Annotated in this window: 27 protein-coding genes and 1 pseudogene; 17 read left to right on the forward strand and 11 right to left on the reverse strand. The window is 74.8% G+C overall.

Annotation, left to right across the window (positions count from 1 at the left end; translation table 11 throughout):
• Position 1: 1 nt before the first annotated feature.
• Positions 2 to 451: a type II 3-dehydroquinate dehydratase gene (gene aroQ / locus VGP36_16585; GenBank protein ID HEV7656333.1), complete on the reverse strand. Its 450-nt coding sequence runs from the start codon at positions 449 to 451 to the stop codon at positions 2 to 4.
• Between the two features lie 70 nt (positions 452 to 521).
• Here aroQ and VGP36_16590 point away from each other — a divergent pair, with 70 nt between their 5' ends.
• From VGP36_16590 to VGP36_16610, 5 genes are all read left to right on the forward strand, one after another.
• Positions 522 to 1,370, forward strand: a complete 849-nt coding sequence (locus VGP36_16590; GenBank protein ID HEV7656334.1) for a 3-hydroxybutyryl-CoA dehydrogenase — start codon at positions 522 to 524, stop codon at positions 1,368 to 1,370.
• A complete protein-coding gene (locus VGP36_16595; protein HEV7656335.1) occupies positions 1,370 to 2,191 on the forward strand; it encodes a shikimate dehydrogenase in 822 nt (273 codons plus the stop codon). The genes VGP36_16590 and VGP36_16595 overlap by 1 nt, the downstream gene beginning before the upstream one ends.
• Before the next feature lie 30 nt (positions 2,192 to 2,221).
• Positions 2,222 to 2,638, forward strand: a complete 417-nt coding sequence (locus VGP36_16600; GenBank protein ID HEV7656336.1) for a VOC family protein — start codon at positions 2,222 to 2,224, stop codon at positions 2,636 to 2,638.
• 72 nt (positions 2,639 to 2,710) lie between these two features.
• Positions 2,711 to 4,009: a hemolysin family protein gene (locus tag VGP36_16605; protein ID HEV7656337.1), complete on the forward strand. Its 1,299-nt coding sequence runs from the start codon at positions 2,711 to 2,713 to the stop codon at positions 4,007 to 4,009.
• On the forward strand, positions 4,006 to 5,031 hold the full coding sequence (locus VGP36_16610) for a hemolysin family protein (protein ID HEV7656338.1): 1,026 nt from the start codon (positions 4,006 to 4,008) through the stop codon (positions 5,029 to 5,031). The genes VGP36_16605 and VGP36_16610 overlap by 4 nt, the downstream gene beginning before the upstream one ends.
• Positions 5,032 to 5,072: 41 nt before the next feature.
• On the opposite strand, the gene tatA is transcribed toward VGP36_16610, so the two are convergent.
• Positions 5,073 to 5,360: a twin-arginine translocase TatA/TatE family subunit gene (gene tatA / locus VGP36_16615; protein HEV7656339.1), complete on the reverse strand. Its 288-nt coding sequence runs from the start codon at positions 5,358 to 5,360 to the stop codon at positions 5,073 to 5,075.
• A gap of 75 nt (positions 5,361 to 5,435) precedes the next feature.
• Between tatA and VGP36_16620 the strand changes: the two genes are divergently transcribed.
• A complete protein-coding gene (locus VGP36_16620; protein HEV7656340.1) occupies positions 5,436 to 5,756 on the forward strand; it encodes a metallophosphoesterase family protein in 321 nt (106 codons plus the stop codon).
• A 1-nt stretch (position 5,757) separates the two neighbouring features.
• On the opposite strand, the gene VGP36_16625 is transcribed toward VGP36_16620, so the two are convergent.
• The 4 genes from VGP36_16625 to VGP36_16640 all read right to left on the reverse strand — a co-directional run bounded on the left by VGP36_16625 (position 5,758) and on the right by VGP36_16640 (position 9,880).
• The gene (locus VGP36_16625) at positions 5,758 to 7,902 is read right to left on the reverse strand and encodes an MMPL family transporter (protein ID HEV7656341.1); all 2,145 of its coding nucleotides are present in this window, start codon (positions 7,900 to 7,902) and stop codon (positions 5,758 to 5,760) included.
• Between the two features lie 9 nt (positions 7,903 to 7,911).
• A complete protein-coding gene (locus VGP36_16630) occupies positions 7,912 to 8,475 on the reverse strand; it encodes a TetR/AcrR family transcriptional regulator (GenBank protein ID HEV7656342.1) in 564 nt (187 codons plus the stop codon).
• A gap of 46 nt (positions 8,476 to 8,521) precedes the next feature.
• Complete coding sequence (locus tag VGP36_16635; GenBank protein HEV7656343.1) at positions 8,522 to 9,025, reverse strand: GNAT family N-acetyltransferase; 504 nt, start codon at positions 9,023 to 9,025, stop codon at positions 8,522 to 8,524.
• A 72-nt stretch (positions 9,026 to 9,097) separates the two neighbouring features.
• Positions 9,098 to 9,880 carry an SDR family NAD(P)-dependent oxidoreductase gene (locus VGP36_16640; GenBank protein HEV7656344.1) on the reverse strand — a complete coding sequence of 261 codons (783 nt, stop codon included), beginning with the start codon at positions 9,878 to 9,880 and terminating at the stop codon, positions 9,098 to 9,100.
• A gap of 428 nt (positions 9,881 to 10,308) precedes the next feature.
• On the opposite strand from VGP36_16640, the gene VGP36_16645 reads away from it, so the two are divergent.
• Positions 10,309 to 10,641, forward strand: coding sequence for a hypothetical protein (locus VGP36_16645; protein ID HEV7656345.1), 333 nt, complete (start codon positions 10,309 to 10,311; stop codon positions 10,639 to 10,641).
• Between the two features lie 55 nt (positions 10,642 to 10,696).
• Here the strand turns inward: VGP36_16645 and VGP36_16650 are convergent, their stop codons facing one another.
• Complete coding sequence (locus VGP36_16650; protein ID HEV7656346.1) at positions 10,697 to 10,966, reverse strand: GlsB/YeaQ/YmgE family stress response membrane protein; 270 nt, start codon at positions 10,964 to 10,966, stop codon at positions 10,697 to 10,699.
• A 183-nt stretch (positions 10,967 to 11,149) separates the two neighbouring features.
• On the opposite strand from VGP36_16650, the gene VGP36_16655 reads away from it, so the two are divergent.
• Together VGP36_16655 and VGP36_16660 are read left to right on the forward strand one after the other, a co-directional pair.
• Positions 11,150 to 12,457, forward strand: a complete 1,308-nt coding sequence (locus VGP36_16655; protein ID HEV7656347.1) for a diacylglycerol kinase family protein — start codon at positions 11,150 to 11,152, stop codon at positions 12,455 to 12,457.
• Positions 12,458 to 12,537: 80 nt separating this feature from the next.
• Positions 12,538 to 12,891: a response regulator transcription factor gene (locus VGP36_16660; protein ID HEV7656348.1), complete on the forward strand. Its 354-nt coding sequence runs from the start codon at positions 12,538 to 12,540 to the stop codon at positions 12,889 to 12,891.
• On the opposite strand, the gene VGP36_16665 is transcribed toward VGP36_16660, so the two are convergent.
• Positions 12,888 to 13,532 (reverse strand): response regulator transcription factor, encoded by a 645-nt coding sequence (locus tag VGP36_16665; GenBank protein HEV7656349.1) that lies wholly within the window; start codon positions 13,530 to 13,532, stop codon positions 12,888 to 12,890. The genes VGP36_16660 and VGP36_16665 overlap by 4 nt on opposite strands.
• Positions 13,533 to 13,750: 218 nt before the next feature.
• Here VGP36_16665 and VGP36_16670 point away from each other — a divergent pair, with 218 nt between their 5' ends.
• The 4 genes from VGP36_16670 (at position 13,751) to VGP36_16685 (ending at position 18,724) form a co-directional block, all read left to right on the forward strand.
• A complete protein-coding gene (locus VGP36_16670) occupies positions 13,751 to 14,287 on the forward strand; it encodes a DUF4234 domain-containing protein (GenBank protein HEV7656350.1) in 537 nt (178 codons plus the stop codon).
• 28 nt (positions 14,288 to 14,315) lie between these two features.
• On the forward strand, positions 14,316 to 15,050 hold the full coding sequence (locus tag VGP36_16675) for a hypothetical protein (protein HEV7656351.1): 735 nt from the start codon (positions 14,316 to 14,318) through the stop codon (positions 15,048 to 15,050).
• A gap of 119 nt (positions 15,051 to 15,169) precedes the next feature.
• A complete protein-coding gene (locus VGP36_16680) occupies positions 15,170 to 16,933 on the forward strand; it encodes a histidine kinase (protein ID HEV7656352.1) in 1,764 nt (587 codons plus the stop codon).
• An 81-nt stretch (positions 16,934 to 17,014) separates the two neighbouring features.
• Positions 17,015 to 18,724, forward strand: coding sequence for an alpha/beta-hydrolase family protein (locus tag VGP36_16685; protein HEV7656353.1), 1,710 nt, complete (start codon positions 17,015 to 17,017; stop codon positions 18,722 to 18,724).
• A gap of 4 nt (positions 18,725 to 18,728) precedes the next feature.
• Here VGP36_16685 and VGP36_16690 read toward each other — a convergent pair whose 3' ends face one another.
• Complete coding sequence (locus VGP36_16690; protein ID HEV7656354.1) at positions 18,729 to 19,367, reverse strand: CPBP family intramembrane glutamic endopeptidase; 639 nt, start codon at positions 19,365 to 19,367, stop codon at positions 18,729 to 18,731.
• 61 nt (positions 19,368 to 19,428) lie between these two features.
• Complete coding sequence (locus VGP36_16695; protein HEV7656355.1) at positions 19,429 to 20,115, reverse strand: M24 family metallopeptidase; 687 nt, start codon at positions 20,113 to 20,115, stop codon at positions 19,429 to 19,431.
• A gap of 88 nt (positions 20,116 to 20,203) precedes the next feature.
• Here VGP36_16695 and VGP36_16700 point away from each other — a divergent pair, with 88 nt between their 5' ends.
• A complete protein-coding gene (locus VGP36_16700) occupies positions 20,204 to 21,049 on the forward strand; it encodes an NmrA family NAD(P)-binding protein (protein ID HEV7656356.1) in 846 nt (281 codons plus the stop codon).
• A gap of 9 nt (positions 21,050 to 21,058) precedes the next feature.
• Here the strand turns inward: VGP36_16700 and VGP36_16705 are convergent, their stop codons facing one another.
• A complete protein-coding gene (locus VGP36_16705; GenBank protein HEV7656357.1) occupies positions 21,059 to 21,985 on the reverse strand; it encodes a cation diffusion facilitator family transporter in 927 nt (308 codons plus the stop codon).
• A gap of 205 nt (positions 21,986 to 22,190) precedes the next feature.
• On the opposite strand from VGP36_16705, the gene VGP36_16710 reads away from it, so the two are divergent.
• From VGP36_16710 to VGP36_16720, 3 genes and pseudogenes are all read left to right on the forward strand, one after another.
• Complete coding sequence (locus VGP36_16710) at positions 22,191 to 22,517, forward strand: hypothetical protein (protein HEV7656358.1); 327 nt, start codon at positions 22,191 to 22,193, stop codon at positions 22,515 to 22,517.
• Positions 22,514 to 22,957: a MerR family transcriptional regulator gene (locus VGP36_16715; protein HEV7656359.1), complete on the forward strand. Its 444-nt coding sequence runs from the start codon at positions 22,514 to 22,516 to the stop codon at positions 22,955 to 22,957. The genes VGP36_16710 and VGP36_16715 overlap by 4 nt, the downstream gene beginning before the upstream one ends.
• A pseudogene (locus VGP36_16720) lies at positions 22,954 to 23,109 on the forward strand (cobalt transporter). Before VGP36_16715 ends, VGP36_16720 begins: the two are co-directional and overlap by 4 nt.
• Positions 23,110 to 23,188 lie beyond the last annotated feature (79 nt).

Genomic DNA, 23,188 nt, shown 5'->3' on the forward strand with positions numbered 1-23,188 from the left:
TCTAGCCGTGCAGCGCGTGCAGTCCGCGGATGGCGAGCTGGTAGCCGGTCACGCCCATCCCGACGATCACCCCGGCCGCCACCGGGGACACGTACGAGTGGTGCCGGAAGGACTCCCGCTGGTGCACGTTGGAGATGTGCACCTCGATCAGCGGCAGGCTCGCCCCCTCGATGGCGTCCGGCAATGCGATCGACGTGTGGCTGTACGCGGCCGGGTTGAGCACCGCGCCGATGGCGCTGCCCGCGGCCACCGCGGCCCCGGCCTCCTGCAGCCAGTCGACCAGCTCGCCCTCCCGGTTGGTCTGCCGGAAGTCGACGTCCAGGCCGAGCCCGGCCGCGGTCTCCCGGCACAGCCGCTCGACGTCGGCGAGGGTGGAGCTGCCGTAGATGAGCGGGCTCCGCGCGCCGAGCAGGTTGAGGTTCGGGCCGTTGAGGACGAACACAGTGCTCACGCGGCGGCAGCGTACCCAAGGCGGTGTACCCGAGCCGGCGGCCGGTGACGGCTGCGGCAGACTGTCGGCCATGGAGGCGGTCGGGGTCGTCGGGTCCGGGATCATGGGTGCGGGCATCGCGGAGGTGGCCGCCCGCAGCGGCTGCGACGTGCTGATCCGGGAGGTGACCGCGGAGCTGGCCGAGAAGGGCCGCTCCCGCATCGCGGCCTCGCTGGAGCGCGCGGTGTCCCGCGGCACGCTGTCCGAGGCCGATCGGGACGCGACGCTGGCCCGGGTCCGGACCACCACCTCGCTCCCGGATCTCGCCGACCGGGACCTGGTGATCGAGGCGATCGTCGAGGACGAGCCGACCAAGACCGCGCTCTACCGCGAGCTGTCCGGACTGGTCCGGCCGGACTGCCTGCTGGCCAGCAACACCTCCTCGATCCCGATCTCCCGGCTGGCGGCCGCGTCCGAGCACCCGGAGCGGGTGCTGGGCATGCACTTCTTCAACCCGGTGCCGGTGCTGCCGCTGGTCGAGCTGGTCCCCTCCCTCCTCACCGGACAGTCGAGTGTGGACACCGCCCGGGCCTTCGCGGAGGACCGGCTGGGCAAGCGGACCGTGCTCTGTCAGGACCGGGCCGGGTTCGTGGTCAACGCGCTGCTGGTGCCCTACCTGCTCGCCGCGATCCGGATGGTCGAGGCCGGGGTCGCCACCGCCGAGGACGTGGACGCGGCGATGGTCGGCGGCGCCAACCACCCGATGGGACCGCTCGCGCTCACCGACCTGATCGGCCTGGACACCACCGCCGCCGTCGCGGTCTCGATGTACGAGGAGTTCAAGGAGCCGCTGTACGCGGCCCCGCCGCTGCTGCGCCGGATGGTCGAGGCCGGCCGGCTCGGACGCAAGAGCGGCCGCGGCTTCTTCGACTACAGCTGATGCGCGCGGCGGTGCTGGGCCGGCCGGTCGGCCACTCGCTCTCGCCCGTGCTGCACTCGGCGGCGTACGCGGCGCTGGGGCTGGCGGACTGGGCGTACACGGCCGTCGACTGCGGCGAGGACGAGCTGGCCGGGTTCCTGGCCGGGCTCGGGCCGGAGTGGGCCGGGCTGTCGCTGACCATGCCGCTCAAGCGCGTCGGGCTGGCCGCCGCGGACGAGGTCGACCCGCTCGCGGACGCGGTCGGGGCGGCGAACACGCTGCTGCTCGGGGAGCGGCGGACGGCGTACAACACCGACGTGGCCGGGATCGCGGCCGCGCTGCGGGAGGCGGGCACGCAGTCGCCGCGCTCGGCCGTGCTGCTCGGCGCCGGCGGGACCGCCCAGGCGGCGCTGGCCGCCCTGGTCACGCTGGGGATCACGAACCCGGTCGTGCTGGTCCGGGACGTGGGCCGGACCGGCGAGCTGCGGGCGACCGCGGACCGCCTCGGCGCCGAGCTCGACCTGCGGGCCGGACTGCCCGGCCCCGTTCCCGCCGTGGACCTGGTGATCTCCACGCTGCCGGCCGGCGCCGCCGACGAGCTGGTGCCGGTCGGAGGAGTCGTGCTGGACGTGGTCTACGCGCCCTGGCCGACCCGGTTCGCCGCCACCGCCGCGGCCGGCGGCGCCACGGTGGTGAGCGGGCTGACCATGCTGCTGCACCAGGCCGCGGCCCAGGTCGACCTGATGACCGGCCGGACAGCTCCGGTGGAGGCGATGCGGCAGGCCCTCGACGCCGCCGTCCGAGCGCGAACGGAGAAGCCACCCGCACCGGCCGCGCCCTAGGTTCTGGGCACCCCACCGGAGGAGAACACGATGATCGACCGCATCGGGCTGGTCTGCATCTGGGTCTACGACCAGGACGAGGCCCTGGACTTCTACGTCGGCAAGCTCGGCTTCGCGCTGCAGACCGACGTGCGGGAGGACGGCGTCCGGTTCGTGCTGGTGACCGCGCCGCTGCAGCCGGAGGTGCCGCTGATGCTGGCCGTACCGGGGCCGCCGGCGATGGACCAGGCCACCGCGGACGAGCTCCGCAACCTGGTGGCCAAGGGCTTCCTCGGCCCCGGCAGCCTGGTCACCCGCGACTGCCGCGGGACCACCGCCGAGCTCAAGGCCCTGGGGGTCGAGTTCGTCGACGAGCCGGAGGACCGCTTCTACGGCATCGACGCCGGCTTCCGGGACCCGTTCGGCAACCACTGGCGGCTGACCGAGCTGACACCGCCCCCGGCGTAGTGACGGAGCGTCATGACGACCACTCGCTAAACTCCGCGGGGTGACCGACGACCCCTGCCACAGCGGCGCCCCGTGCTGATCGAGTGGCTGCTGGTCCTGCTCAGCATCGGGCTGATCGTCGCCTGCGGGGTGTTCGTCGCGGCCGAGTTCGCGTTCGTGACCGTCGACCGGGCGTCGATCGAGCGGGCCGCCGAGCAGGGCGACCGGGGCGCCGAAGGCGTGCTCACCGCGCTGCACCGGCTGTCGACCCAGCTGTCCGGGGCCCAGCTCGGCATCACGATCACCAACCTGCTGGTCGGCTTCCTGGCCGAGCCGGCCGTCGCGTCCCTGCTGCAGGGGCCGGTGACCGCGCTCGGGATCTCCGCGGGCGCCGCCGGGGGTGTCGCGGTGACGGTGTCGCTGGTGCTGGCGACCGCGGCCACGATGGTGGTCGGCGAGCTGATCCCGAAGAACGTCGCCATCGCCCGGCCGATCCCGACCGCGCGGGCCGTGCAGCGCTTCATGCGCGCGTTCACGGCCGCGTTCAAGCCGGTGATCACCGTCCTCAACGGGACTGCGAACCGGCTGGTCCGGGCGGTCGGGGTGGAGCCGGCCGAGGAACTGGCCTCTGCCCGGTCGCCGGAGGAGCTGGTCTCGCTGGTCCGCCGCTCGGCCGACCGGGGGACGCTCGGCCAGGACACCGCGACGCTGTTCCTGCGCTCGGCGTCGTTCCCGGACAAGCGGGCCCGGGACGTGCTGACCCCGCGGTTCCGGCTGGCCACGGTCCAGGCGGACGACCCGCTGACCGCGGTCGTGGCGGCGTCCCGGGACACCGGCCGGTCCCGGTTCCCGGTGCTCGGCGAGGACGGCCTGGACGACGTGGTCGGCGTCGTGCACGCCAAGCACGTTCCGCTGGTCCCGTTCCCGCTGCGGGCGCAGACCCCGGTCCGGGCGGTGATGCAGCCGCCGCTGTTCGTCCCGGAGACGCTGGAGCTGGACGCGCTGCTGACCCAGCTGCGCCGGCGCGGGCTGCAGCTCGCGGTCGTCGTCGACGAGTACGGCGGGACGGCCGGCGTGGTCACCCTGGAGGACCTGGTCGAGGAGCTCGTCGGCCCGGTCCAGGACGAGCACGACCCGGCCGAGCGGCCGGCCCGGCAGCTGCCCGGCGGCGAGTGGGTGCTCTCCGGCCTGCTGCGCCCGGACGAGGTGGCCGAGCTGACCGGGATCGAGCTGCCCCGCGACGTCCGCCGGTACGAGACGCTCGGCGGCCTGGTCACCACGCACCTGGACCGGATCCCGGCCGCGGGCGACCTGCTGGAGCTGCCCGGCGTCCGGCTGAGCGTGCTGGCGATGGACGGCTTCCGGGTCGACCAGGTGCAGGTGTCGGCGTGAGCGACGGCACCGCGATCCTGGTCGCGATCCTGCTGCTGGCGGCGAACGCGTTCTTCGTCGGGGCCGAGTTCGCGCTGATCTCGGCCCGCCGGTCGGCGCTGGAGCAGCGGGCCGGCACCCGGGCCGGGCGGATCACGCTGCACGCGGTGGAGCGGGTCTCGCTGATGATGGCCGGCGCCCAGCTCGGCATCACGGTCTGCTCGCTCGGCCTCGGCGCGCTCGGGGAGCCGGCCGTCGCGCACCTGCTGGCGCCGGTCTTCGGCTGGCTGCGGCTACCCGGGTCGCTGCGGCACCCGGTGGCGTTCGCGGTCGCGCTGGCCGTGGTGGTGTTCCTGCACGTGGTGATCGGCGAGATGGTGCCGAAGAACCTCACGCTGGCCGGGCCGGACCGGGCCGCGCTGCTGCTCGGGCCGCCGCTGGCCGGGCTGGTGCTCGTGCTCCGGCCGGTGATCGTGGTCCTCAACGCGCTGGCCAACCTGGGCCTGCGGATCCTGCGGGTCGAGCCCAAGGGCGAGGTGACCAGCGCGTTCACCCGGGAGGAGGTGGCCGGGCTGCTGGCCGAGTCCCGCCGGGAGGGGCTGCTGGAGCCGCGCCGGGAGCGGCTGCTGGCCGAGGCGCTGGCGTTCGAGGAACGCACCGTGGCCGCGATCGTCGTGGGGGTCTCGTCGCTGGTCACGGTGCCGGCGACGGTGACGCCGGCCGAGGTCGAGGAGCTGGTCGCGGCGACCGGCTACTCCCGCTTCCCGATCGCCGACGGCCCGCTGCTGCGCGGGTACGTCCACGTCAAGGACCTGCTCGACGCGCCCGGCCGGGAGTCGCCGATCCCGGCCACGGTGATCCGGTCGCTGCCCCAGGTCGGGGCGGGCTCACCGCTGCGGGCGGCGCTGCGGCAGATGCAGACGACCGGGGCCCACCTGACCCAGGTAGTGGACGGCGCGGGCCGGCTGACCGGCGTGGTCATGCTCGAGGACGCGCTGGAGGAGCTGGTCGGCGAGGTCACCGACGCCACCCGCCGGGCCTGAGCCGGTCCCATCGGACCCAGCCGGCCCGTACGGGACCCGGGTCAGCGCGTGGGGGTGTCGTCCCGGACCGAGGAGGGCGCGGCGATCGGGCCGGCCGGCGCGACCGGCTCGATCACGATCGGCTGCACCGCGGCGGCCGGGGCCGGAGCCGGTGCGGGCGCGGGGGCGGGGGCCGCGATGTCGTCCTCGCGCAAACCGCGCAGCTCCGATTTCACGATCCGCATCGACCGGCCCATCGAGCGGGCGATCTCCGGCATCTTCTTCGTGCCGAACAGCATCATGGCGATCACGCACACGATGAGCAGTTCCGGCCAACCCAAGTCAGTCACGTGACCAGTCTGCATCCTGCGCCGAGCGCGAACACGCCTAATCGGCGGGGTTTTACCTGGTCAAGGATGAAGGTTATGAGAGTCGCGGTGCTCTCCGACGTCCACGGCCACCTGCCCGCCCTGGAGGCGGTCCTCACCGAGGTCGCGGGGTGCGCGGTCGACCGGATCGTGGTCACCGGCGACGTCGCCGCCGGGCCCCTGCCGGTGCCGGTCCTGGAGCGGCTGCTCGGTCTCGGCGAGCGGGTGGTCTGGGTCCGCGGCAACGGCGATCGGGAGCTGGTCGAGGCGACCCCGGACCCGCCGGACCCGGTCGTGCCCTGGGCCGCGGCGCAGCTGACCGGCCCGCTGCGCGACCACCTCGCCTTCGGTCCCCGGGACGGGCGCGCCGGCCCCTGACTCAGCCGGCGACCGGCTCCCTGGTGCGCTCCTCGGGCGGGGCCTGCTGCAGGGCGAGGCCCTCGATGTCGAGGCGGGGCAGCCAGTTCAGCCAGCGCGGCACCCACCAGGCCTTCGCGCCGAGCAGCGCCATCGCCGACGGCATCAGGATCATCCGGACCACGATCGCGTCGAACACGATGCCGAGCGCGAGTGCCGACGCGATCGGCTTGATCGTCGCGTCGCCGGGCCCGACGAACCCGGCGAACACCGAGAACATGATCGCCGCGGCCGCGACGACCACCGGCGCCGCCTGCCGGAACCCGGTCCGGATCGCCTCCCGCGGCGGGGTCCCGTGCGCGTGCGCCTCGTGGATGCGCGAGACCAGGAAGACCTGGTAGTCCATGGCCAGCCCGAACAGCACGCCGATGACCAGGATCGGGGTCAGCGAGAGCAGCGGCCCGGTCGAGTCGGCCCCGAACACCTGCTTGAGCCAGCCCCACTGGAAGACCGCGACGGTCGCGCCGAGCGCCGACCCGATCGTGAGCAGGAAGCCCAGCACGCCGACGACCGGCACCAGGATCGACCGGAAGACCAGGATCAGCAGCACGAGCGCCAGCCCCACCACGAGCAGGAGGTAGATCGGCAGCGCGTGGCCGAGCTGCTGGGAGACGTCGACGCTGACCGCGGTGTTGCCGGTGACGTACGCGCGCGGGGCGGTGTCGCCGCCGACCCGGTCCCGCAGCGCGTGCACGAGGCTGACGGTCGCCTCGCTGTCCGGGGCCGAGGACGGGACGACCGTGACCAGCGCCGCGGACCCGTCCTGGTTCGGCTGCGGCGGGGTCGCCAGGGCCACGCCCGGCAGCGTCGCGGCCTGCTGGCTGACCGCGGCCGCCCGGGCCGCCGCCCCGGGCCCGTCGACCAGGACGATCAGCGGACCGGTCACGCCCGGCCCGAACCGGTCGGACAGGATCTGGGTGGCCCGGGCCTGGGTCGTACCGGGCACGTCCGGCTGCACCAGCGTCGTGCGCATCGAGGCCACCGGGATCGCGATCACCGCGAGCGCGACCACGGCCGCGGCCAGGCTGAGCCCGCGCCGCCGGGTCACGGTCGAGGCCCAGCCGGTCCAGAAACCCCGGTCCCGGCGGGGCTTGCGCCGCCTGACCCGGGCCCCGAGGAACCCGAGCACGGCCGGCACCAGCGTCACCGCCAGCAGCACCGAGACCACCACCGTGCCGGCCGCGGCCAGCCCCATCTCGGTGAGGAACGGGATGCCCGCGACCACCAGCCCGGCCAGCGCGATGACCACGGTGATGCCGGCGGTGACCACGGCCGAGCCGGCCGTCGCGGTCGCCGTCGCGATCGCGTCCCCGACGTCCCGGCCCCGGGCCAGCTCCTGCCGGAACCGGGTGAAGATGAACAACGCGTAGTCGATCCCGACGGCGAGGCCGAGCATCAGCGCGAGGATCGGCGTGGTCGAGTTCAGGTCGACGAAGCCGGTCAGCGTGGTGATGCCGAGCGCGCCGATGCCGACGCCGACGATCGCGGTCAGCAGGTTCATCCCGGCCGCCACCAGCGACCCGTACGTCAGGGCCAGCACCACCAGCGCCGCGACCACGCCGATCAGCTCGGCGAGGCCGCCGACGCCGGAGGTCGGCTGGGACGCCTGCCCGGTCACCTCCGCGGTCAGCCCGGAGTCGCGGGCGCCCTGCACGGCCGCCAGCAGCGCCTCCCGCTGGGCGTCGGTGATGTCCGGCGCCTGCACCCCGTACGTCACCGTGCTGTACGCCGCCCGCTTGTCCTGCGACACCGCGGGCGCCTTCGGGTCCAGCGGGTCGGTCGCGCCGACCACGCCGGGCAGCTTCCGCAGCGCGGCGACCGTGCCGGCCACCTCGGTCGCGGCCGCGCCGGTGGTGATCGTCGCGCCGGCCGGCGCCGCCAGCACGACCTGCGCGGTGGCGCCGTCGGCGCCGGCGCCGAACCGCTGCCCGATCAGCGTGAGCGCGGTCGTCGACTCCTGCCCCGGGATCTGGAACGTGTTCACCGTCTTGCCGGACAGGGTCGCCGCGCCGACGCCGGTCAGCAGGAGCAGCAGCAGCCAGACACCGGCGACGGCGCCGCGGTGCCGGTACGAGCCGTGCCCGAGGCGGTACAGGAACGTGGCCATCGCAAGTCCTCACTGCGCCCCGGGGCGGTGGTGCCCCAGGGCGTCGTAGCCGGCGGCGATCAGGTGCGTACGGATGCCCGGTGGCGCGGCGTCCCGGGTGGCGAGCGAGATGACGGCGAGCCCGCCGAGCGCGGCGCCGATCCGGACCGCCCGCTCGGGGTCACCGTCCTTGTCGGCGGCGAACGCGTCGAACAGCCCCGCGCCGACGGTCTTGAGCCGGATCGCGGTCTCCCCCGTCTCGAACGAGCTGAGCGCGCCCAGCAGCAGCGAGACGACGCCCGGCCCGCGCAGCGCCAGGTCGACGACGCCGGTGATCACGGCCAGGTCCCGCTCCGGCCCCGGCGGCAGGTCCGAGACGCCGGCCGCGATGGCCCGGACCTTGCCGGCCCAGCGGTCGATCACCGCGTCCTGCAGCGCCTCCTTGGTCGGGAAGCGGTGCAGCAGTCCGGTCTTGGAGTAGCCGACGGCGTCGGCGATGCGCTGGACCGAGGTCTGCTCGAAGCCGTACCGGGCGAAGAGCGCGGCGGCCCGCTCGACGATCTCGTCGTCGATCTCCTGCTTGGTCGGCCGCACCCGGACCACATTAGTCCGGTACGGACCAACTCGGTCCGTGGCCTGGTCACCCGGTCCCGGCGACCTTGCTGCGGCGTTCCACGATGACGACGTCGCGCCAGCGGCCGCGCAGCCGGCCGGGGCGGTCGCGGACCCCGACGACCCGGAACCCGGCGCCCCGGTGCAGCGCCAGGCTGGCCTCGTTCTCCGGGAAGATCCCACTCTGGACGGTCCAGATGCCGGCCCGCTCGGTCGACCCGACCAGCTCGGCCAGCAGGACCCGGCCCACGCCCCGCCCGCGGGCGGCCGCGGCGACGTAGACGGAGTGCTCGACCACCCCGGCGTACGCGGGCCGGCCCGAGACCGGGCCGACCGCGGCCCAGCCGGCCAGCACGCCGTCGAGCTCGGCCACCAGCCGGTGCCCGGGCAGGTGCCTGGCGTCCCACTGTGCCCAGGACGGCACCTCGGTCTCGTACGTCGCGTTGCCGGTGGCGATGCCCTCGCCGTAGATCGCGGCCACCGCGGGCCAGTCCTCCTCGTCCATCCTGCGGACGGTGGGTGCGTCGGACACGGCCGACCTCCTCGACGGGTCAGCCCATCACGCCGTCGGGACGGGACACTGTGGACGGTGCTTTGTGGACCGTCAGTAGTAGACGGAGCCCGTGACGCCGCCGCCGGCCGCGATCACGTCGCCGTTGATCGCGACGCTGCGCGGGCTGGCCAGGAACGTCACCACGTCGGCGACCTCGGCCGCGGTGACCAGCCGGCCGATCGTGACGCCGCGGGCCATCGACCTCTCCGCCGTGGCGGCGTCGGTGCCCTGCCGCTCGGCCGTGCGGGCCACCAGCGCCGGGGTCCGCTCGGTCGCGGTCGCGCCGGGATGCACGACGGTCACGTTGACGCCCTGCGGGCCGAGCTCGTCGGCGAGGGTCTTGCTCATCGCGACGACCGCGACGTTCCGGACCGACCCGACGACGCTGCCGGACTGGCGGGCCGCGAGCCCGCTGATGTTGACGATCCGGCCCCAGCCGGCCGCGATCATGCCCGGCGCGAACGCCCGGGCGGTGCGCAGCGCGCCGCGGACCTTGACGTTGATGTGGTCCTCGAGCTGGTCCTCCGGGAACCCGCCGGCCGTGTTGGGCGTGGCGGCGGCGTTGACCAGGACCTGCACCGGGCCGACCTCGGCGGCGACCCGCTCGGCCAGCGCGGTGACCGAGGCGTCGTCGCCCACGTCCGCGGTGGCGATCGCCGGACGGCGGCCGGTGTCCGCCTCGATCGACGCCGCGGCCGCGGCCAGGTCCGCCTCGGTCCGGGAGACGAGCACGACCCGGGCGCCCTCGGCGGCCAGCTGCCGCGCGATCGCCAGCCCGATCCCCTTGCTCCCCCCGGTCACCACCGCGACCTTGTCCACCAACCCAAGATCCATATCCCGAGCATACTTACCGGACCTCCCGCTCCGGCCGGACCAGCACGGCGTCCGCCTCGCCCAGGTACGCCCGGGCCCGCGCACAGGTCGGCGCGGGCGTGCTGCGGACGGCGGGCCGCAGCCGGCGCGGACAGCCACTCCTCCTTGAGCGGGCGGTCCAGGTCGTCGGCCCCGGCGTAGGGCCAGCGGTACTCGCGCAGGGCGTACCGGCCGTCACCGGTCCGGACGGCCCAGGACCGGTTCACGGAGTCCGGACCGGACACGGGGGTCGTGCGGAACGGGCCCGGCGGCGGGCCCGCGGCGGTCAGCAGCCGGGCCGCGAGGCCGTCGTCCATGTTTATCGGTTCCTTGAGGTCGGGCTGGGGCGGCGTTGTCGGGCCCGGAGCGAGAGTGGTCCCTGTCAGCACGGCACACGATGCAGGAACACGATGGAGGACAGACAGATGATGCGGTTCGCGAAGACGTCGGCGGTGGCCCTCGGCGCAGCGGTGGTTCTCGGCGGGCTCGGCGTGGGCGTGGCGCAGGCGGCGGGCTCGTCCTCGCCGGCCCCCGCGACGACGAGCACGTCCCAGACCCACTCGCAGTCGCACGAGAACGAGGCCCGCGGCCGGGTGGCCGAGGGCGAGACGCACGCCCGGCACACCGGCACCGACGACCGGACCGGCACCCGGCACACCGGCGTCGACGACCGGACCGGCACCAGCCGGACCGCGGAGCCGGGCGACGACCACGGGTCCGGCGGGCACGGCGCCGACGACTGATCGCCATGCGGTCCCGATTCGGGGCGCGTCCTGCGGGACGCGCCCCGATCGCCGTCTAGCGGCTGCCGAGGCGGCGGCGGGACCAGGCCGGCTCGACCACGGCGATGAGCCCGACGGCGGCGACGATCTGCAGGAGGTGCCGGATCCAGTCGATCCCGCCCGTGTGCCGTACGCCGATCGCGCTGGCCAGGATGTTGCCGATGATCGCCCCGACGACCCCGATGATGATCGTCAGCCAGATCGGGAGGTTCTGCTTGCCCGGCGTGACCGCCTGCGCGATCAACCCGATGATGAGTCCCGCGATGATCGCCCAGATGAACGACATGACTCCCCCGCCTCCGACCCGCGTCGCCCGACCCGGCCGGGTTGGGTCCCGGCCGCTCGCGCCAGCGTAGGTCGCCCGCCTCACCCCCAGCTGTGAGCCGCGTGAACACGCCAGAAACCCGCCCCTGCGGCTCGGGGGCTGGTCCCCCTCCTCGAACGGCCCGCAGCTGTCAGGGTGGACGACGTGCAGGAAGAGCCCGCGAAGGTCGGTCACCGGCGCCTGCTGGCCCGGCTCGCGGCGCTGGCCGCGCTGGTCCTGCTCGTCCTGGCCGTGGTCCCGTTCCTGGTGCTGGCGGTGAACATCCCGGCTGCGATCGGCGTGCTGGCCTGCGCCGCCGTGGCCGCGTACGGCGTCTGGCTGGTCGTCACGCGGCGCCGCCGGGCCCGCTGGCTGGCGGTGCCGGTGGTGCTGCTGGCGCTGACCGGCCTGGGCTGGACCGCGTACGGGCACCGGGTCGAGCTGGTGGCGTTCGCGGGCTGCCTGGTGCTGTTCGGGCTGGCCGCCCGGGCCGCGGTCCGGACCAGCCGTACGGCGACCGGGGTCCGGCCGGTGCCGCCGGCGCAGCGGGCGGTGCTGTTCGTCAACCCGCGCTCCGGCGACGGCAAGGCCGACCGGGTCGGGCTGGTCGAGGAGGCGACCCGGCGCGGCATCACCACCGTGGTCCTGGCCCCGGGCGACGACCTGCGGGCGGTGGTCGAGCAGGCGATCGACGCCGGCGCCGACGTGGTCGGGATGGCCGGCGGGGACGGCTCCCAGGGCATCGTCGCGGCCGTCGCCAGCGAGCGCGGCGTCGCCCACGTCTGCATCCCCTCCGGCACCCGCAACCACTTCGCGCTCGACCTCGGACTCGACCGGGACGACCCGGTCGGCGCGCTGGACGCGTTCACCGCCGGGGTGGAGCGGTGGATCGACCTGGCCGCGGTCAACGGCCGGGTCTTCGTCAACAACGCCTCCCTGGGCCTGTACGCGAGCGTGGTCCAGTCCGCGGCGTACCGGAACGCGAAGCTCGGGACCTGGCAGCGGCTGCTGCCGGACCTGGTCGGCCCGGACGCGGCCCCGGCCGACCTGCGCTACGACGCCCCGGACGGCTCGCCGGCGCCGGGCGCGGCGCTGGTCCTGGTCTCCAACAACCCGTACGAGCTGCGGCGGCTGCGGGTGGCCGGCACCCGCCCGCGGCTGGACGCCGGCCGGCTCGGCATCCTCTCGGCCACCGCGACCGGGCTGGGGCGGCTGCCGCTGGCCCGGCGGTTGCGGCCGGTCCGGCAGTGGTCGGCGACGGAGTTCGTGATCGACTCGGCCCAGCCGCTGGTCGCGCTGGGCCTGGACGGCGAGGCGGTCCGGATGGCGCCGCCGCTGCGGTTCACCTCGCGGCCGGGCGCGCTGCGGGTCCGGCTGCCCGCCTCCGCGCCCGGCGTGTCCCCGGCCGGCGCCGCCGTCGGCCTGTCCCGCCGCGACCTCGAGCGCTTGATCCGCATCGCGGCGGGCAGATGAACCAACCGACCGGTCCAGCCCCGGGCCGGCACGACCTCGGCAGGACCGGTCCCGGCAGGGCCCGGCGGGAGGTAGGTCCGGTGCCGCTGCGGGTGCTGATCGTGGACGACCACGCCCTGTTCCGGGACGCGGCCCGGCGGGTGCTGGTCGCCTCCGGCTTCGAGGTCGTCAGCGACGCGGTCGACGGCGCCGGGGCGCTGCGGCTGGCGGCCGAACTGTGCCCGGACGTGGTGCTGCTGGACGTCCAGCTCCCGGACGCGGACGGCTTCGCGGTCGCCCAAGCGCTGGCCGGCACCCGGCCGGCGCCGATCGTCGTCATGGTCTCCAGCCGGTCCCGCGCCGAGTACGGCGGCCTGGTCGAGCGCAGCGGCGCCCGCGGCTTCATCGACAAGGCCGACCTGTCCGGACCGCGACTGCGCGCGGAGCTCGCCTAGGACCGCAGCACGTGCAGGACCGCCAGCACCCGCCGGGAGTCGGCCGGCGTGGCCGGCAGGCCGAGCTTGTCGAAGATGCTGGAGACGTACTTCTCCACCGCCCGCAGGGTGATCACCAGCGCGTCGGCGATGCCCTGGTTGGAGCTGCCGGAGGCCATCAGCGCCAGCACCTCCCGCTCCCGCGGGGTCAGCCGCTGCAGCGGGTCGTCCCGGCGCTGCCGGCGCAGCAGGGTCGAGACGATCTGCGGGTCGATCGCCGAGCCGCCGGCGGCCACCCGCCGGACCGCGGCCACGAAGTCGTCGACGTCGCTGATCCGGTCCTTGAGCAGGTAGCCGGCGCCGTCGGCGGAGTCGCCCAGCAGCTGGGTCGCCAGCCCCAGTTCCAGGTACTGGGAGAGCACCAGCACGCCGACCCCGGGGTGGTGCCGGCGGATGTGCAGCGCCGCCTGCATGCCCTCGTCGGTGTGCGTGGGCGGCAGCCGGATGTCGACGATCACCACGTCGGGCGGGTCGCCGCGCACCCGGACCAGCAGCTCCTCCGCGGTGGCGCAGGCGGCCGAGACCTCCAGGTCGGCGCCGGCCAGCAGCCGGACCAGACCTTCCCGCAGCAGCAGGCTGTCCTCCGCGATCGCTACCCGCATCGGGGCACCGCCGCGCCGGGCGGGCGCCGGGTTCGGTGGACCAACGGGGCCTCTGTTCCCGACCACGCCGCCGTACGGACCGGGCGCGGTCGCTGCGAGCGAGGACGGGCGAAACCCGACGCTACCGCGCCGGACCGGCCCCGGACACCAGAAAACCGGCCCCGGGGCGACGGGTCAGCCGCCTGTCCGGCCGTACCGGTCGCTGCGACGGTGGGGCCATGTCCGAACCCGCGCCCCCCGAAACCCACCCCCCCATCCCACTGCCGGCCGGCGACGAACGGCTGCCGCCCCGGTACGACGAGCGGTCGCAGGCACCCGGTCTGCCGCTGGAGCTCGGCCTGCCGCCGCGCGGCGAGTACCAGCTGCTGCCCGGCTCGACGGTGAGGTACCGCAACCCGATCGTGGTCGGTGTCCTCACCGTCATCACCCTCGGGATCCACACGATCGTCTGGTGGTACCTGGTCAACCGGGAGCTGGCCGACCACGGCCGGGCCCTGGGCCGGGACGACCTGGGCACCGACCCGGCCGCCTCGACCCTGGCCTACTTCCCCGGCGGGCTGGTCGTCGTCCCGGCCGTCTGGACGTCGGTGACGACGTTCCAGCGCATCCAGGCCGCGCAGCGGCTGTACCACCGGCTGCCGATCGACGGCTGGCTCGGCCTCGTCCTCGGCGTGTTCCTCACCCCCGTGCTGATCGGCTACATGCAGAGCGGGCTCAACTCGGCCTGGTCCGCGGCCGCGCTGCGACGGGCCTGACCCCCCTCTCGGACAGGAGCTGATCCGCGTGAGCACGACACCGGTCCGCACTCCCGGCCCCCGGCCCGCACGTCGTCGCCGGCCGCTCGGCGGCGGCCAGATCGCGATGATCGTCATCGGCAGCGTCGTCGCGCTGGTCGGCCTCAGCCTGGTCGCCGGCGGCATCGCGGTCGCCGCCGCCGGCCATTCCCGCGGCGACGACGGGTTCCTCACCAGCGGGCCGGCCTCGGTCGCGACCCGGTCGTACGCGGTCTCCGTGCCGGGCCTCGGCGTGGACGTCAACGGTCCGGACAAGGCGTACGCGCGGTCGCTGCTGGGCGACGTCCGCATCCGGGCGACCGCGGAGGACCCCGCCCAGGCCGTGTTCATCGGGATCGCGCCGACCGCCGAGGTCGCCCGCTACCTCGACGGCGTCGGCCACGACGACATCAGCGACATCGACGTCGACCCGGTCGAGGTCCAGTACGAGGCCCATGACGGTGGGCCTCCCGGGTCCGCGCCCGGCGACCAGACGTTCTGGGACCGCAGCGACTCCGGCACCGGCACCCGGACGCTGGACTGGACGCTGGCCACCGGCAACTGGACGGTCGTGGTGATGAACGCCGACGGCTCGGCCGGCGTGGACGCCGACCTCGACCTCGGCGGCACCGTGCCGGGTCTGCGCTGGGCCACGGTCGCCCTGTTCGTCGCCGGCGGAGTGCTGCTGCTCGGCGGCCTGCTGCTGGTGGCGCTCCCCCTGGCGACCCGGCGGAGGCAGGTATAGGAATTCAGCTCACCGCCGCGGCGGTGAATCCAGGGGTGCGGCGCTGCGGCGGTGTCCGGGACGGGCGCCGCCGCGTACCGTCCACGGCATCGGCTCCCAGCCGTACAGGGAGGGGCCGCATGGCCCTCCAACCGCATGCCGCTGCCCCGCCCGCGACCGGTACGCCGCCCGGGCCGGTCGTGCTGTGGACGGTCCTGCTCGCCACCGCGGGCGCGAGCACCATGGCCGTCTTGCTCGCCTCCGGCAACACCGAACTGTTCCAGCCGCGGCTGCGGGTCGCGCTGCTGGCCTGGACGACGCTGCCGTTCATCGGAGCCGGGCTGATCGCCTGGCGGCGCCGGCCGGACAGCCGGTTCGGCCCGCTGCTCATCGCGGCCGGTCTGGTCACCCCGGTGAGCACGCTGCAGTGGTCGGACACGGCCGTGCTCAACACCGTCGGCCAGCTCTGTGACCTGCTGCTGCCGGCGCTCTGGCTGCACGTGTTCCTGGCCTACCCGACCGGCCGGGTCACCGGCCGCGCCCGCCGGGTCGTCGTCGCCGCCGGGTACGCCGTGGCGCTCCTCCTGCAGCTCGTCGTGCTCGTTCTGGGCGGCTTCGACGACCGGCACCTGCTCGCGATCGCGGTCCGCCCGGACATCGCCGAGACCGTGCAGAACGTCCAGCTGCTGGCGCTGATGTCGTTGTCGCTGATCGGCGCGGTCGCGCTCTGGCAGCGGCAGCGGGCCACCGGGCCGGTGCTGCGGCGGCCGGTCGCGCTGCTGGTCGACGCCTTCGGCGCCGGGCTGGTGATGGTCGCGGCGCTGCTGGCGGCCGGCACCTTCCAGCTGCCCGGGTTCGAGATCCTGCGGCTGGTCACGTTCGCGGTGGTCGGGCTGGCACCGCCGGCGTTCCTGCTCGGGCTGCTCGACCAGCGGCTGGCCCGCTCGGGCGTGGGCGAGCTCGTCGTCCGCCTGAACGCGGGACCGCCGGCGGACCTGCGCGACCTGATCGCCCGGGCGCTGCGGGACGACTCGCTGACCGTCGTCTACTGGCTGCCCGAGTACGGCGACTGGGCCGACGGGCACGGCCGGCCGGCGACGCTGCCGGGCGCCGGCGCGTACCGGGCGGTGACGGTGGTCGAGCAGCGCGGCGAGCCGCTGGCGGCGCTGCTGCACCACCCGTCGCTGCTGGAGGAACCCGAGCTCGTCGCCGCGGTCAGCGCCGCCGCGGCGATCGCGCTGGAGAACGACCGGCTGCAGGTCGAGCTGCGGGCCCGGCTGCAGGATCTGCACGGCTCCCGGTCCCGGCTGATCGACGCGGCCCAGGACGAGCGCCGCCGGCTGGAGCGCGACCTGCACGACGGCGCCCAGCAGCGGCTGATCGCGCTGTCGCTGGAGCTCGGGCTGCTGGAGGGCACCCTGAACGGCGACCGGGAGACCCGGGAGCGGCTCGGCCGGGCCCGGCAGGAAGTCGCGGTCTCCCTGCGGGAGCTGCGGGACATCGCCCGGGGCATCCATCCGGCCGTGGTCAGCGGGCACGGTCTGGCCGTGGCGCTGGAGTCGGTCGCGGGCCGCACCGCGATGCCGCTGGACCTGCAGATGGCCGACGTGCCGCGGCTGCCGGAGAACATCGAGGTCGCGGCGTACTACGTGGTCTGCGAGAGCCTGGCCAACACGGCCAAGCACGCGGGCGCCAGCGCGGCCGCGGTCGACGTCCGGATGGCGGCCGGGCTGCTGGTCGTCCAGGTCAGCGACAACGGCGTCGGCGGCGCGGACCTGGCCCGCGGGACCGGGCTGCGTGGGCTGGCCGACCGGGTCGAGGCGCTGGACGGGCGACTGCGGGTCTGGACGCCGGTCGGCGGCGGAACCTGCGTGCGGGCCGAGTTCCCCGGCACCCCGCTCTGAGCCGTCTCGACCAGAAACCCGCCCCCCGCTGGACCGGTTCGCCGCCTTACCCGGTGGGCCCCACGCTGCGAGCGTGTCCGCATGAGCGCTGTGGTCGAGGACAGCACCGCCGCACCCGCCGTGCCGGAGCGGGTCGAGCGCGCGCATCCCGGCCGTACGGCGGCGATCCTGGTCGGGGCGTGGTTCTTCCTCGCCTCGATCACCCCGAGCCTCATCCCGCGCAGCTGGTACATGCAGGGCATCGCGGCCGGCCTCAGCACCGCGTACGGGTACGGCCTCGGGCTCGTCATCTCCTGGTGCTGGCGGCGGGTCCGCAACCGCCTGCAGCTGCGGATCACGATGGCGCCGGTGTGGGCCCGGCGGCTGCGCCGGACCGGCTGGATCGCGCTCGCGGTGATCGTGACGCTGGTCTGGCTCTGGAGCCTGCACTGGCAGCGGGACACCGCCCGGCTGGTCGGCAAGGCCGTGCCGGGGCCGATCACGCTGGTGCTGAGCCTGGCCGCCACGGTCCTGGTCTTCGTGCTGGTGATCCTGGCCGGGCGCGGCCTGCGCTGGCTGACCCGGCGCTCCTCGAAGGTCGGCCAGCGCTTCTTCCGGCCCTGGGTCGCGACCACCCTGGCCGTGCTGCTGGTCGGCGGGCTGCTGCTGGTGCTGACGAACTCGGTGATCTACCGCCGGGCGATGGACTACGCGGGCAAGCAGGCCGCCGTCGTCAACTCCCGTACGCCGGACGGCCGGCTCGCGCCGACCTCGCCGCTGCGCACCGGCGGCCCGGGCTCACCGGTGCCCTGGTCCTCGCTCGGCCGCAACGGCCAGGCGTTCGTCTCCGACGGCTCGTCCCCGGCCGCGATCACCGCCGCCACCGGCGCCCCCGCGATCGAGCCGATCCGCGTCTACGCCGGGCTGACCGGCGGCCGTACGGTCGACCAGGTCGCCGACGCGGTCGTGGCCGAGCTGCGCCGCACCGGCGGGTTCGACCGGTCCGTGCTCGCCCTGATGACGACGACCGGCCGGGGCTGGGTCGACGAGTGGACCGCGTCCTCGATCGAGTACCTCACCGGCGGGGACAGCGCGATCGCCGGAATGCAGTACTCGTACCTGCCGAGCCCGGTCGCGCTGCTGTCGGACCGCAGGACCCCGGCGACGGCCGGGCGCGCGTTGCTGGGCCGGGTCGAGGCCGAGCTGGCCACCCGGCCGGCCGCGTCCCGGCCGCTGCTGCTGCTCGGCGGCGAGTCGCTCGGCGCGTACGGCGGCCAGGCCCCGTTCCGGGACGGGGACGACATGCTCGCCCGCATCGACGGCGCTGTCTGGGTCGGGACGCCGAACTTCACGCCGCTGCTGCGCACGCTCACCGACGACCGGCAGGGCGGCTCCCCCGAGGTCGTCCCGGTCGTCGGCGACGGCACCCACATCCGGTTCGCCAGCCGTCCGGCCGAGCTCACCCGCGACCTCTACGGCCGCTCGTACGGGGCCTGGGAGGCGCCGCGGGTCGCGTACGTCCAGCACGCCTCCGACCCGATCGCGCGCTGGTCGCCGAACCTGCTCATCGAGCAGCCGGACTGGATGCACGAGGGCGTCGGCTCGGACGTGACCGTGATGAACTGGACGTCGTTCGCGACCTTCTGGCAGCTGACCACGGACATGATGGTGGCCGGCTCGACGCCGGCCGGGCACGGGCACAGCTACCAGGACGAGCTGGTGCCGGCCTGGGCCGGCGTGCTCGGGCTCGACCCGACCGCGGACTACAGCCGGATCCAGCAGTCGGTCGCCCGCAACTACCGCTCGCCCTGACCGCTCACGCGACCTGGACGGCCAGCAGCCCCAGGCCGTTGACCGCCCAGTGCAGCAGGGCGGGCGCGAGCAAGCTCCCGCTGCGGACCCGCAGCCAGCAGAAGCCGACGCCCGCGATCCCGGTGACCACGACCGTGGCGGCCACCCGGACCGCGGTCGCGCCGCCGACGATCTCGTTGGCCGGGCCGGCACCCAGCGCCGGCAGCACGTGCCACAGTCCGAACAGGACGGACGAGATCGCCGTCGCCGCAGCCGTTCCGGCCCGGCGGCGGACCAGCGCCCAGAGCACGCCGCGGAAGGCGAGCTCCTCGGCCAGCACGGTGCCGACCGGGATCACCAGCAGCACCGCGAGCACGACCGCGGGCCAGCTCTGACCGTCGGCGCGTTCGAGGACGTCCCGGGCGGGCGGGACGACCAGCAGCAGCCCGTACCCGGCGGCGAGCGCGAGGGCCGGGATCCCGCCCCAGCGCAGGCCGTCCCGCCACCGCCCGAGCCCGAGCTCGGCGCGGGTCAGCCCGGCGGCGCGCGCGATCAGCGCCAGTCCCGGCACGACCGCGATCCCGATGAGCAGATGCGCGCCCGGGGCGAGCCGGTTCGCGGCCAGGTTCGCACCCAGCACCACGATCGCGACCAGGAACGGCATCCCTACACCGCCCGGAACGACGCGACGTCGCGGCTGCGCGTCGTTCCGGGCCGGGTCACCGTTACAGGTCGAGCAGTTGTTCGTAGAAGCCGCCGAAGCCGCGGGCCCGGTCGACGAGGTGGACCTCGAGGATCCAGTGGCACTGCCGGCCGGTCCGGTCCGGGCGGCGCATCGGCTGGGTGCTGCCGGTGGCGATGTAGTTCTCGATCTGGTCGCCGGCGATCCGCTCGTGCGGGAACTCGCCGATCAGGTGCCCGGCGTGCTGGCCGCCATGCTCCCAGCCCGCCTCCCGGGCCAGCTCCCTGACCCGGCCGAAGAGCTGCTCGCCGGTGACACCGGGATCCCCGGCGAAGTACCGGCGGCCGGCCTCGAACACCCGCGGGAGGTCGCCCGCCAGCCGGTGCTTCACCGGGTCGTCGCCCAGCACGTACGTCCGGCCGAAGTCGGCCTCCCACTCGGCGAAGATCGGCCCGAAGTCGCAGAACACGATGTCGTCGGCTCCGATGACCCGGTCCGGCGGGTTCTCCTGGTACGGCTGCAGCGTGTTCGGCCCCGACCGCACGATCCGCTTGTGCCACCACCGGTCCACGCCGAACATCTCGTGCGCGAGGTCCCGGATCCGGTCGCTGACCGCCTGCTCCCCCTCGCCCGCCGCGATCAGCCCTGCGTTCCGGACCTCCTCGAACAACCGCTCGGCATCGGCCTGAGCCGCCAGCAGCTCCCGGACCCGCCCGCCCTCGTCGACCACCTCCCCAAACTACCGACCATCGCCGCGGGTTCGGCCGGCCCGCCAGTCCTGACATGATCTGGTCCGTGCGCCAGCCCCGGAACGCCCCATGACCGCGCCGGTGCTCGTCACCGGAGCGACCGGACGGGTCGGGAGCCTCGTCGTCGACCTCCTGGTCGACGCGGGCGTGCCGGTCCGCGCCCTCACACGCCGTTCCGGGACGCCGCTGCCGGCGGACGTCGAGGTCGTCACCGGCGACCTCACCGAGCCCGGGTCGCTCGACGCGGCCCTGGACGGGGTCGGCGCGGTCTTCCTCGTCTGGACCGCCCCGCCGGCCACCGTTCCGGCCGTCGTCGAGCGTCTCGGCCGGCACGCGCGGCGGGTCGTCTTCCTCTCCTCGCCGCACCAGACCCCGCACCCGTTCTTCCGGCAACCGAACCCGATGGCCGATCTGCACGCCGACATCGAGCGCCGCATCGCCGCCACCGGCGTCGAGTCGACGATCCTCCGGCCGGGGATGTTCGCCTCGAACACCGCGGTCTGGTGGGGTCCGGCGATCCGCGCCGACGGCGTCGTCCGCTGGCCGTACGGCAGCGCCGAGACGGCCCCCGTCGACGAGCGCGACGTCGCCGCCGTCGCCGCCCGGGCCCTGTCCCACGACGGGTCCGCCGGCGACCACGTCCTCACCGGCCCCGAAGCCCTGAGCCAGGCCGAGCAGGTCCGCATCATCGGCGAGGTCCTCGGCCGCCCGGTCACCTTCCAGGAGCTGTCCCCCGACGAGTTCCGGCGCGAGACGCAGGGCAGCTGGCCACCCCCGGTCGTGGACATGCTCCTGACCGCCTGGGCCGCCACGATCGGGACGCCGGCCTACGTCACCACCACGATCGCCGACCTCCTCGGCGTACCCGCCCGCTCCTTCCGCGACTGGGTGACCGACAACGCCACCGCCTTCTAGGACCGGCGCTCAGGGATGGGCGCCGGCCGGGCTCACGTGGATGGTGGCCGCGTTGAGCCGGCGGACGTCGGCCAGCAGGTGCCGTTCGGCGTGGTGGGCGAGGTCGTGCGCCTGCGCCAGGGTCAGGCTGTCGTCCACGGTGATGTCGGCCTCGGCCCGGAGCGTGTGGCCGATCCAGCGGACCCGCAGGTCCCGTACGCCGCGGACGCCCTCGACACCGGCGACCGCCCTCGTGGCCGAGTCGACGAGCGCCGGGTCGACGGCGTCCATCAGCCGGGCGCCGACCTGCACGACGGCCGAGCGCAGCACGCCGAGGATCGCGACGGTGATCAGCAGACCCACCACCGGATCGGCCCACTGCCAACCCACGGCGACGCCCCCGGCGCTGAGCAGGACCGCGAGGCTGGTGAACCCGTCGGTCCGGGCGTGCAGGCCGTCGGCGACCAGCGCGGCCGACCCGATCTGCCGGCCGACCCGGATCCGGTAGCGCGCGACCCACTCGTTGCCCACGAACCCGATCAGCCCGGCCAGCGCGACCGCCCACACCCGCTCCACGCCCTGCGGGTCGATCAGCCGCCGGATCGCCTCGTACGCGGCGAGCACCGACGACAGCGCGATCATGGCGACGACGAACAGGCCGGCGAGGTCCTCGGCCCGGCCGTACCCGTAGGTGAACCGCTTCGTCGCCGCCCGCCGCGCCAGCGCGAACGCCACCAGCAACGGCACGGCGGTCAGCGCGTCAGCGGCGTTGTGCAGCGTTTCGCCGAGCAGCGCGATGGACCCGGTGAACACGACCACGATCGCCTGCAGGACCGCGGTCACCCCGAGCACGGCCAGGCTGGTCAGCAGCGCCCGCCGGCCGGCCTTGTCGGCCTCCAGCGCGTCGTCGATCGAGTCGGCCGCGTCGTGGGAGTGACCGCCGAACGTCTCCGACACCGCGTGCCGCGCCCGCGCCCCGAGCCCGTGGCTGTGCCCGTGCTCACGCCCGTGACCGACCTGCTCCGCCACCTGGTCCTCCACCCGCAGACGCCACCTACATGTTCGCATTCGTGCCCGCGGAGCTGGACGTCACCAGCCTGGCCGCGCCGGTGTCACGACTGAGGTTGCATCCGGTACCCGGGTACAGGTTTACCGTCGGGTCATGACGGCACCGCAGAGCTCGGACGGGTGGGCACCCGCGGCGTGCACGCTGCCCACCGCGGAACGTCCCGTACGGCTGGCCGAGTTCGACGACCTGTTCGCGACCGCGGTCCGCGGTGTCGACCGGCGCAGCCCGACCCAGCTGACGCTGACGCTGGCGGCGGACCCCGGCCGCGTACGGGACCTGGCCCGTCGGGAGACCGCCTGCTGCTCGTTCTTCACCTTCCGGCTGACCGACGGGGATCCGCTGCTGCTGGACATCGCGGTGCCGCCCGCGTACGTGGACGTCCTCGACGCCCTGGCCGAGCGCGCCGGATCCAGGCCGTGACCGGCGACCTGCGGACCGGCCAGGTCGCCGAGGCGGCCGGCGTGAACGTCCAGACGCTGCGGTACTACGAACGGCGCGGGCTGCTCGACGAGCCGGCCCGGACCCTCGGCGGTCACCGGCTCTACCCGCCGGAGACGGTGATCACGCTGCGAACGATCAAAACCGCGCAACGGCTGGGTTTCTCCCTGGACGACGTCGCCGACCTGATCGAGGTCGGACGGCGCCCCCAGCGGGATCAGGGACTGGGTCTGCGCGAACGCACCGTCGCGAAGCTGGCCGAGATCGAGGCCAGGATCGCCGATCTGGACGGCATCCGGGACGCCCTGCGGGCCGCGGTCGCCGCCGGCTGCGACGACCTGGCCACCTGCGCCGGCAACGAGTCCTGCCCGCTGAATCACGTTCCGGACCGGCCGCCCGGCCGCTGCGGCTGCTGCCGATGACCACGCTCGACCCGGGACGCGCCGCGCTGGCGCACCGGATCCGGCTGCTCGTGGCGGCCGCGATCACCTACAACGTCGTGGAGGCGGTCGTCGCGCTCGGCGCCGGGACGCGGGCCTCGACGACGGCGCTGATCGGGTTCGGGCTCGACTCCGAGGGCCGGAACGCGTGGCGGGGCCGTGTCTGTTGTCCGACGCCGGCAGCGGCCTGCACCTGCTGCTGAGCCGGTCCGT

This window comes from Mycobacteriales bacterium (assembly GCA_035995165.1).
Lineage (GTDB): Bacteria > Actinomycetota > Actinomycetes > Mycobacteriales > CADCTP01 > CADCTP01.

Bases quoted from the DNA above. Each gene is read 5' to 3' on its own strand.
- VGP36_16620 (HEV7656340.1), top strand. From the start codon at position 5,436: ATGAGAGTCGCGGTGCTCTCCGACGTCCACGGCCACCTGCCCGCCCTG.
- VGP36_16700 (HEV7656356.1), top strand. From the start codon at position 20,204: ATGACCGCGCCGGTGCTCGTCACCGGAGCGACCGGACGGGTCGGGAGC.
- VGP36_16640 (HEV7656344.1), bottom strand. From the start codon at position 9,880: ATGGATCTTGGGTTGGTGGACAAGGTCGCGGTGGTGACCGGGGGGAGC.
- VGP36_16625 (HEV7656341.1), bottom strand. From the start codon at position 7,902: ATGGCCACGTTCCTGTACCGCCTCGGGCACGGCTCGTACCGGCACCGC.
- VGP36_16670 (HEV7656350.1), top strand. From the start codon at position 13,751: ATGTCCGAACCCGCGCCCCCCGAAACCCACCCCCCCATCCCACTGCCG.
- VGP36_16710 (HEV7656358.1), top strand. From the start codon at position 22,191: ATGACGGCACCGCAGAGCTCGGACGGGTGGGCACCCGCGGCGTGCACG.
- VGP36_16665 (HEV7656349.1), bottom strand. From the start codon at position 13,532: ATGCGGGTAGCGATCGCGGAGGACAGCCTGCTGCTGCGGGAAGGTCTG.
- VGP36_16685 (HEV7656353.1), top strand. From the start codon at position 17,015: ATGAGCGCTGTGGTCGAGGACAGCACCGCCGCACCCGCCGTGCCGGAG.
- VGP36_16645 (HEV7656345.1), top strand. From the start codon at position 10,309: ATGGAGGACAGACAGATGATGCGGTTCGCGAAGACGTCGGCGGTGGCC.
- VGP36_16590 (HEV7656334.1), top strand. From the start codon at position 522: ATGGAGGCGGTCGGGGTCGTCGGGTCCGGGATCATGGGTGCGGGCATC.
- VGP36_16650 (HEV7656346.1), bottom strand. From the start codon at position 10,966: ATGTCGTTCATCTGGGCGATCATCGCGGGACTCATCATCGGGTTGATC.
- VGP36_16680 (HEV7656352.1), top strand. From the start codon at position 15,170: ATGGCCCTCCAACCGCATGCCGCTGCCCCGCCCGCGACCGGTACGCCG.
- VGP36_16595 (HEV7656335.1), top strand. From the start codon at position 1,370: ATGCGCGCGGCGGTGCTGGGCCGGCCGGTCGGCCACTCGCTCTCGCCC.
- VGP36_16600 (HEV7656336.1), top strand. From the start codon at position 2,222: ATGATCGACCGCATCGGGCTGGTCTGCATCTGGGTCTACGACCAGGAC.
- VGP36_16690 (HEV7656354.1), bottom strand. From the start codon at position 19,367: ATGCCGTTCCTGGTCGCGATCGTGGTGCTGGGTGCGAACCTGGCCGCG.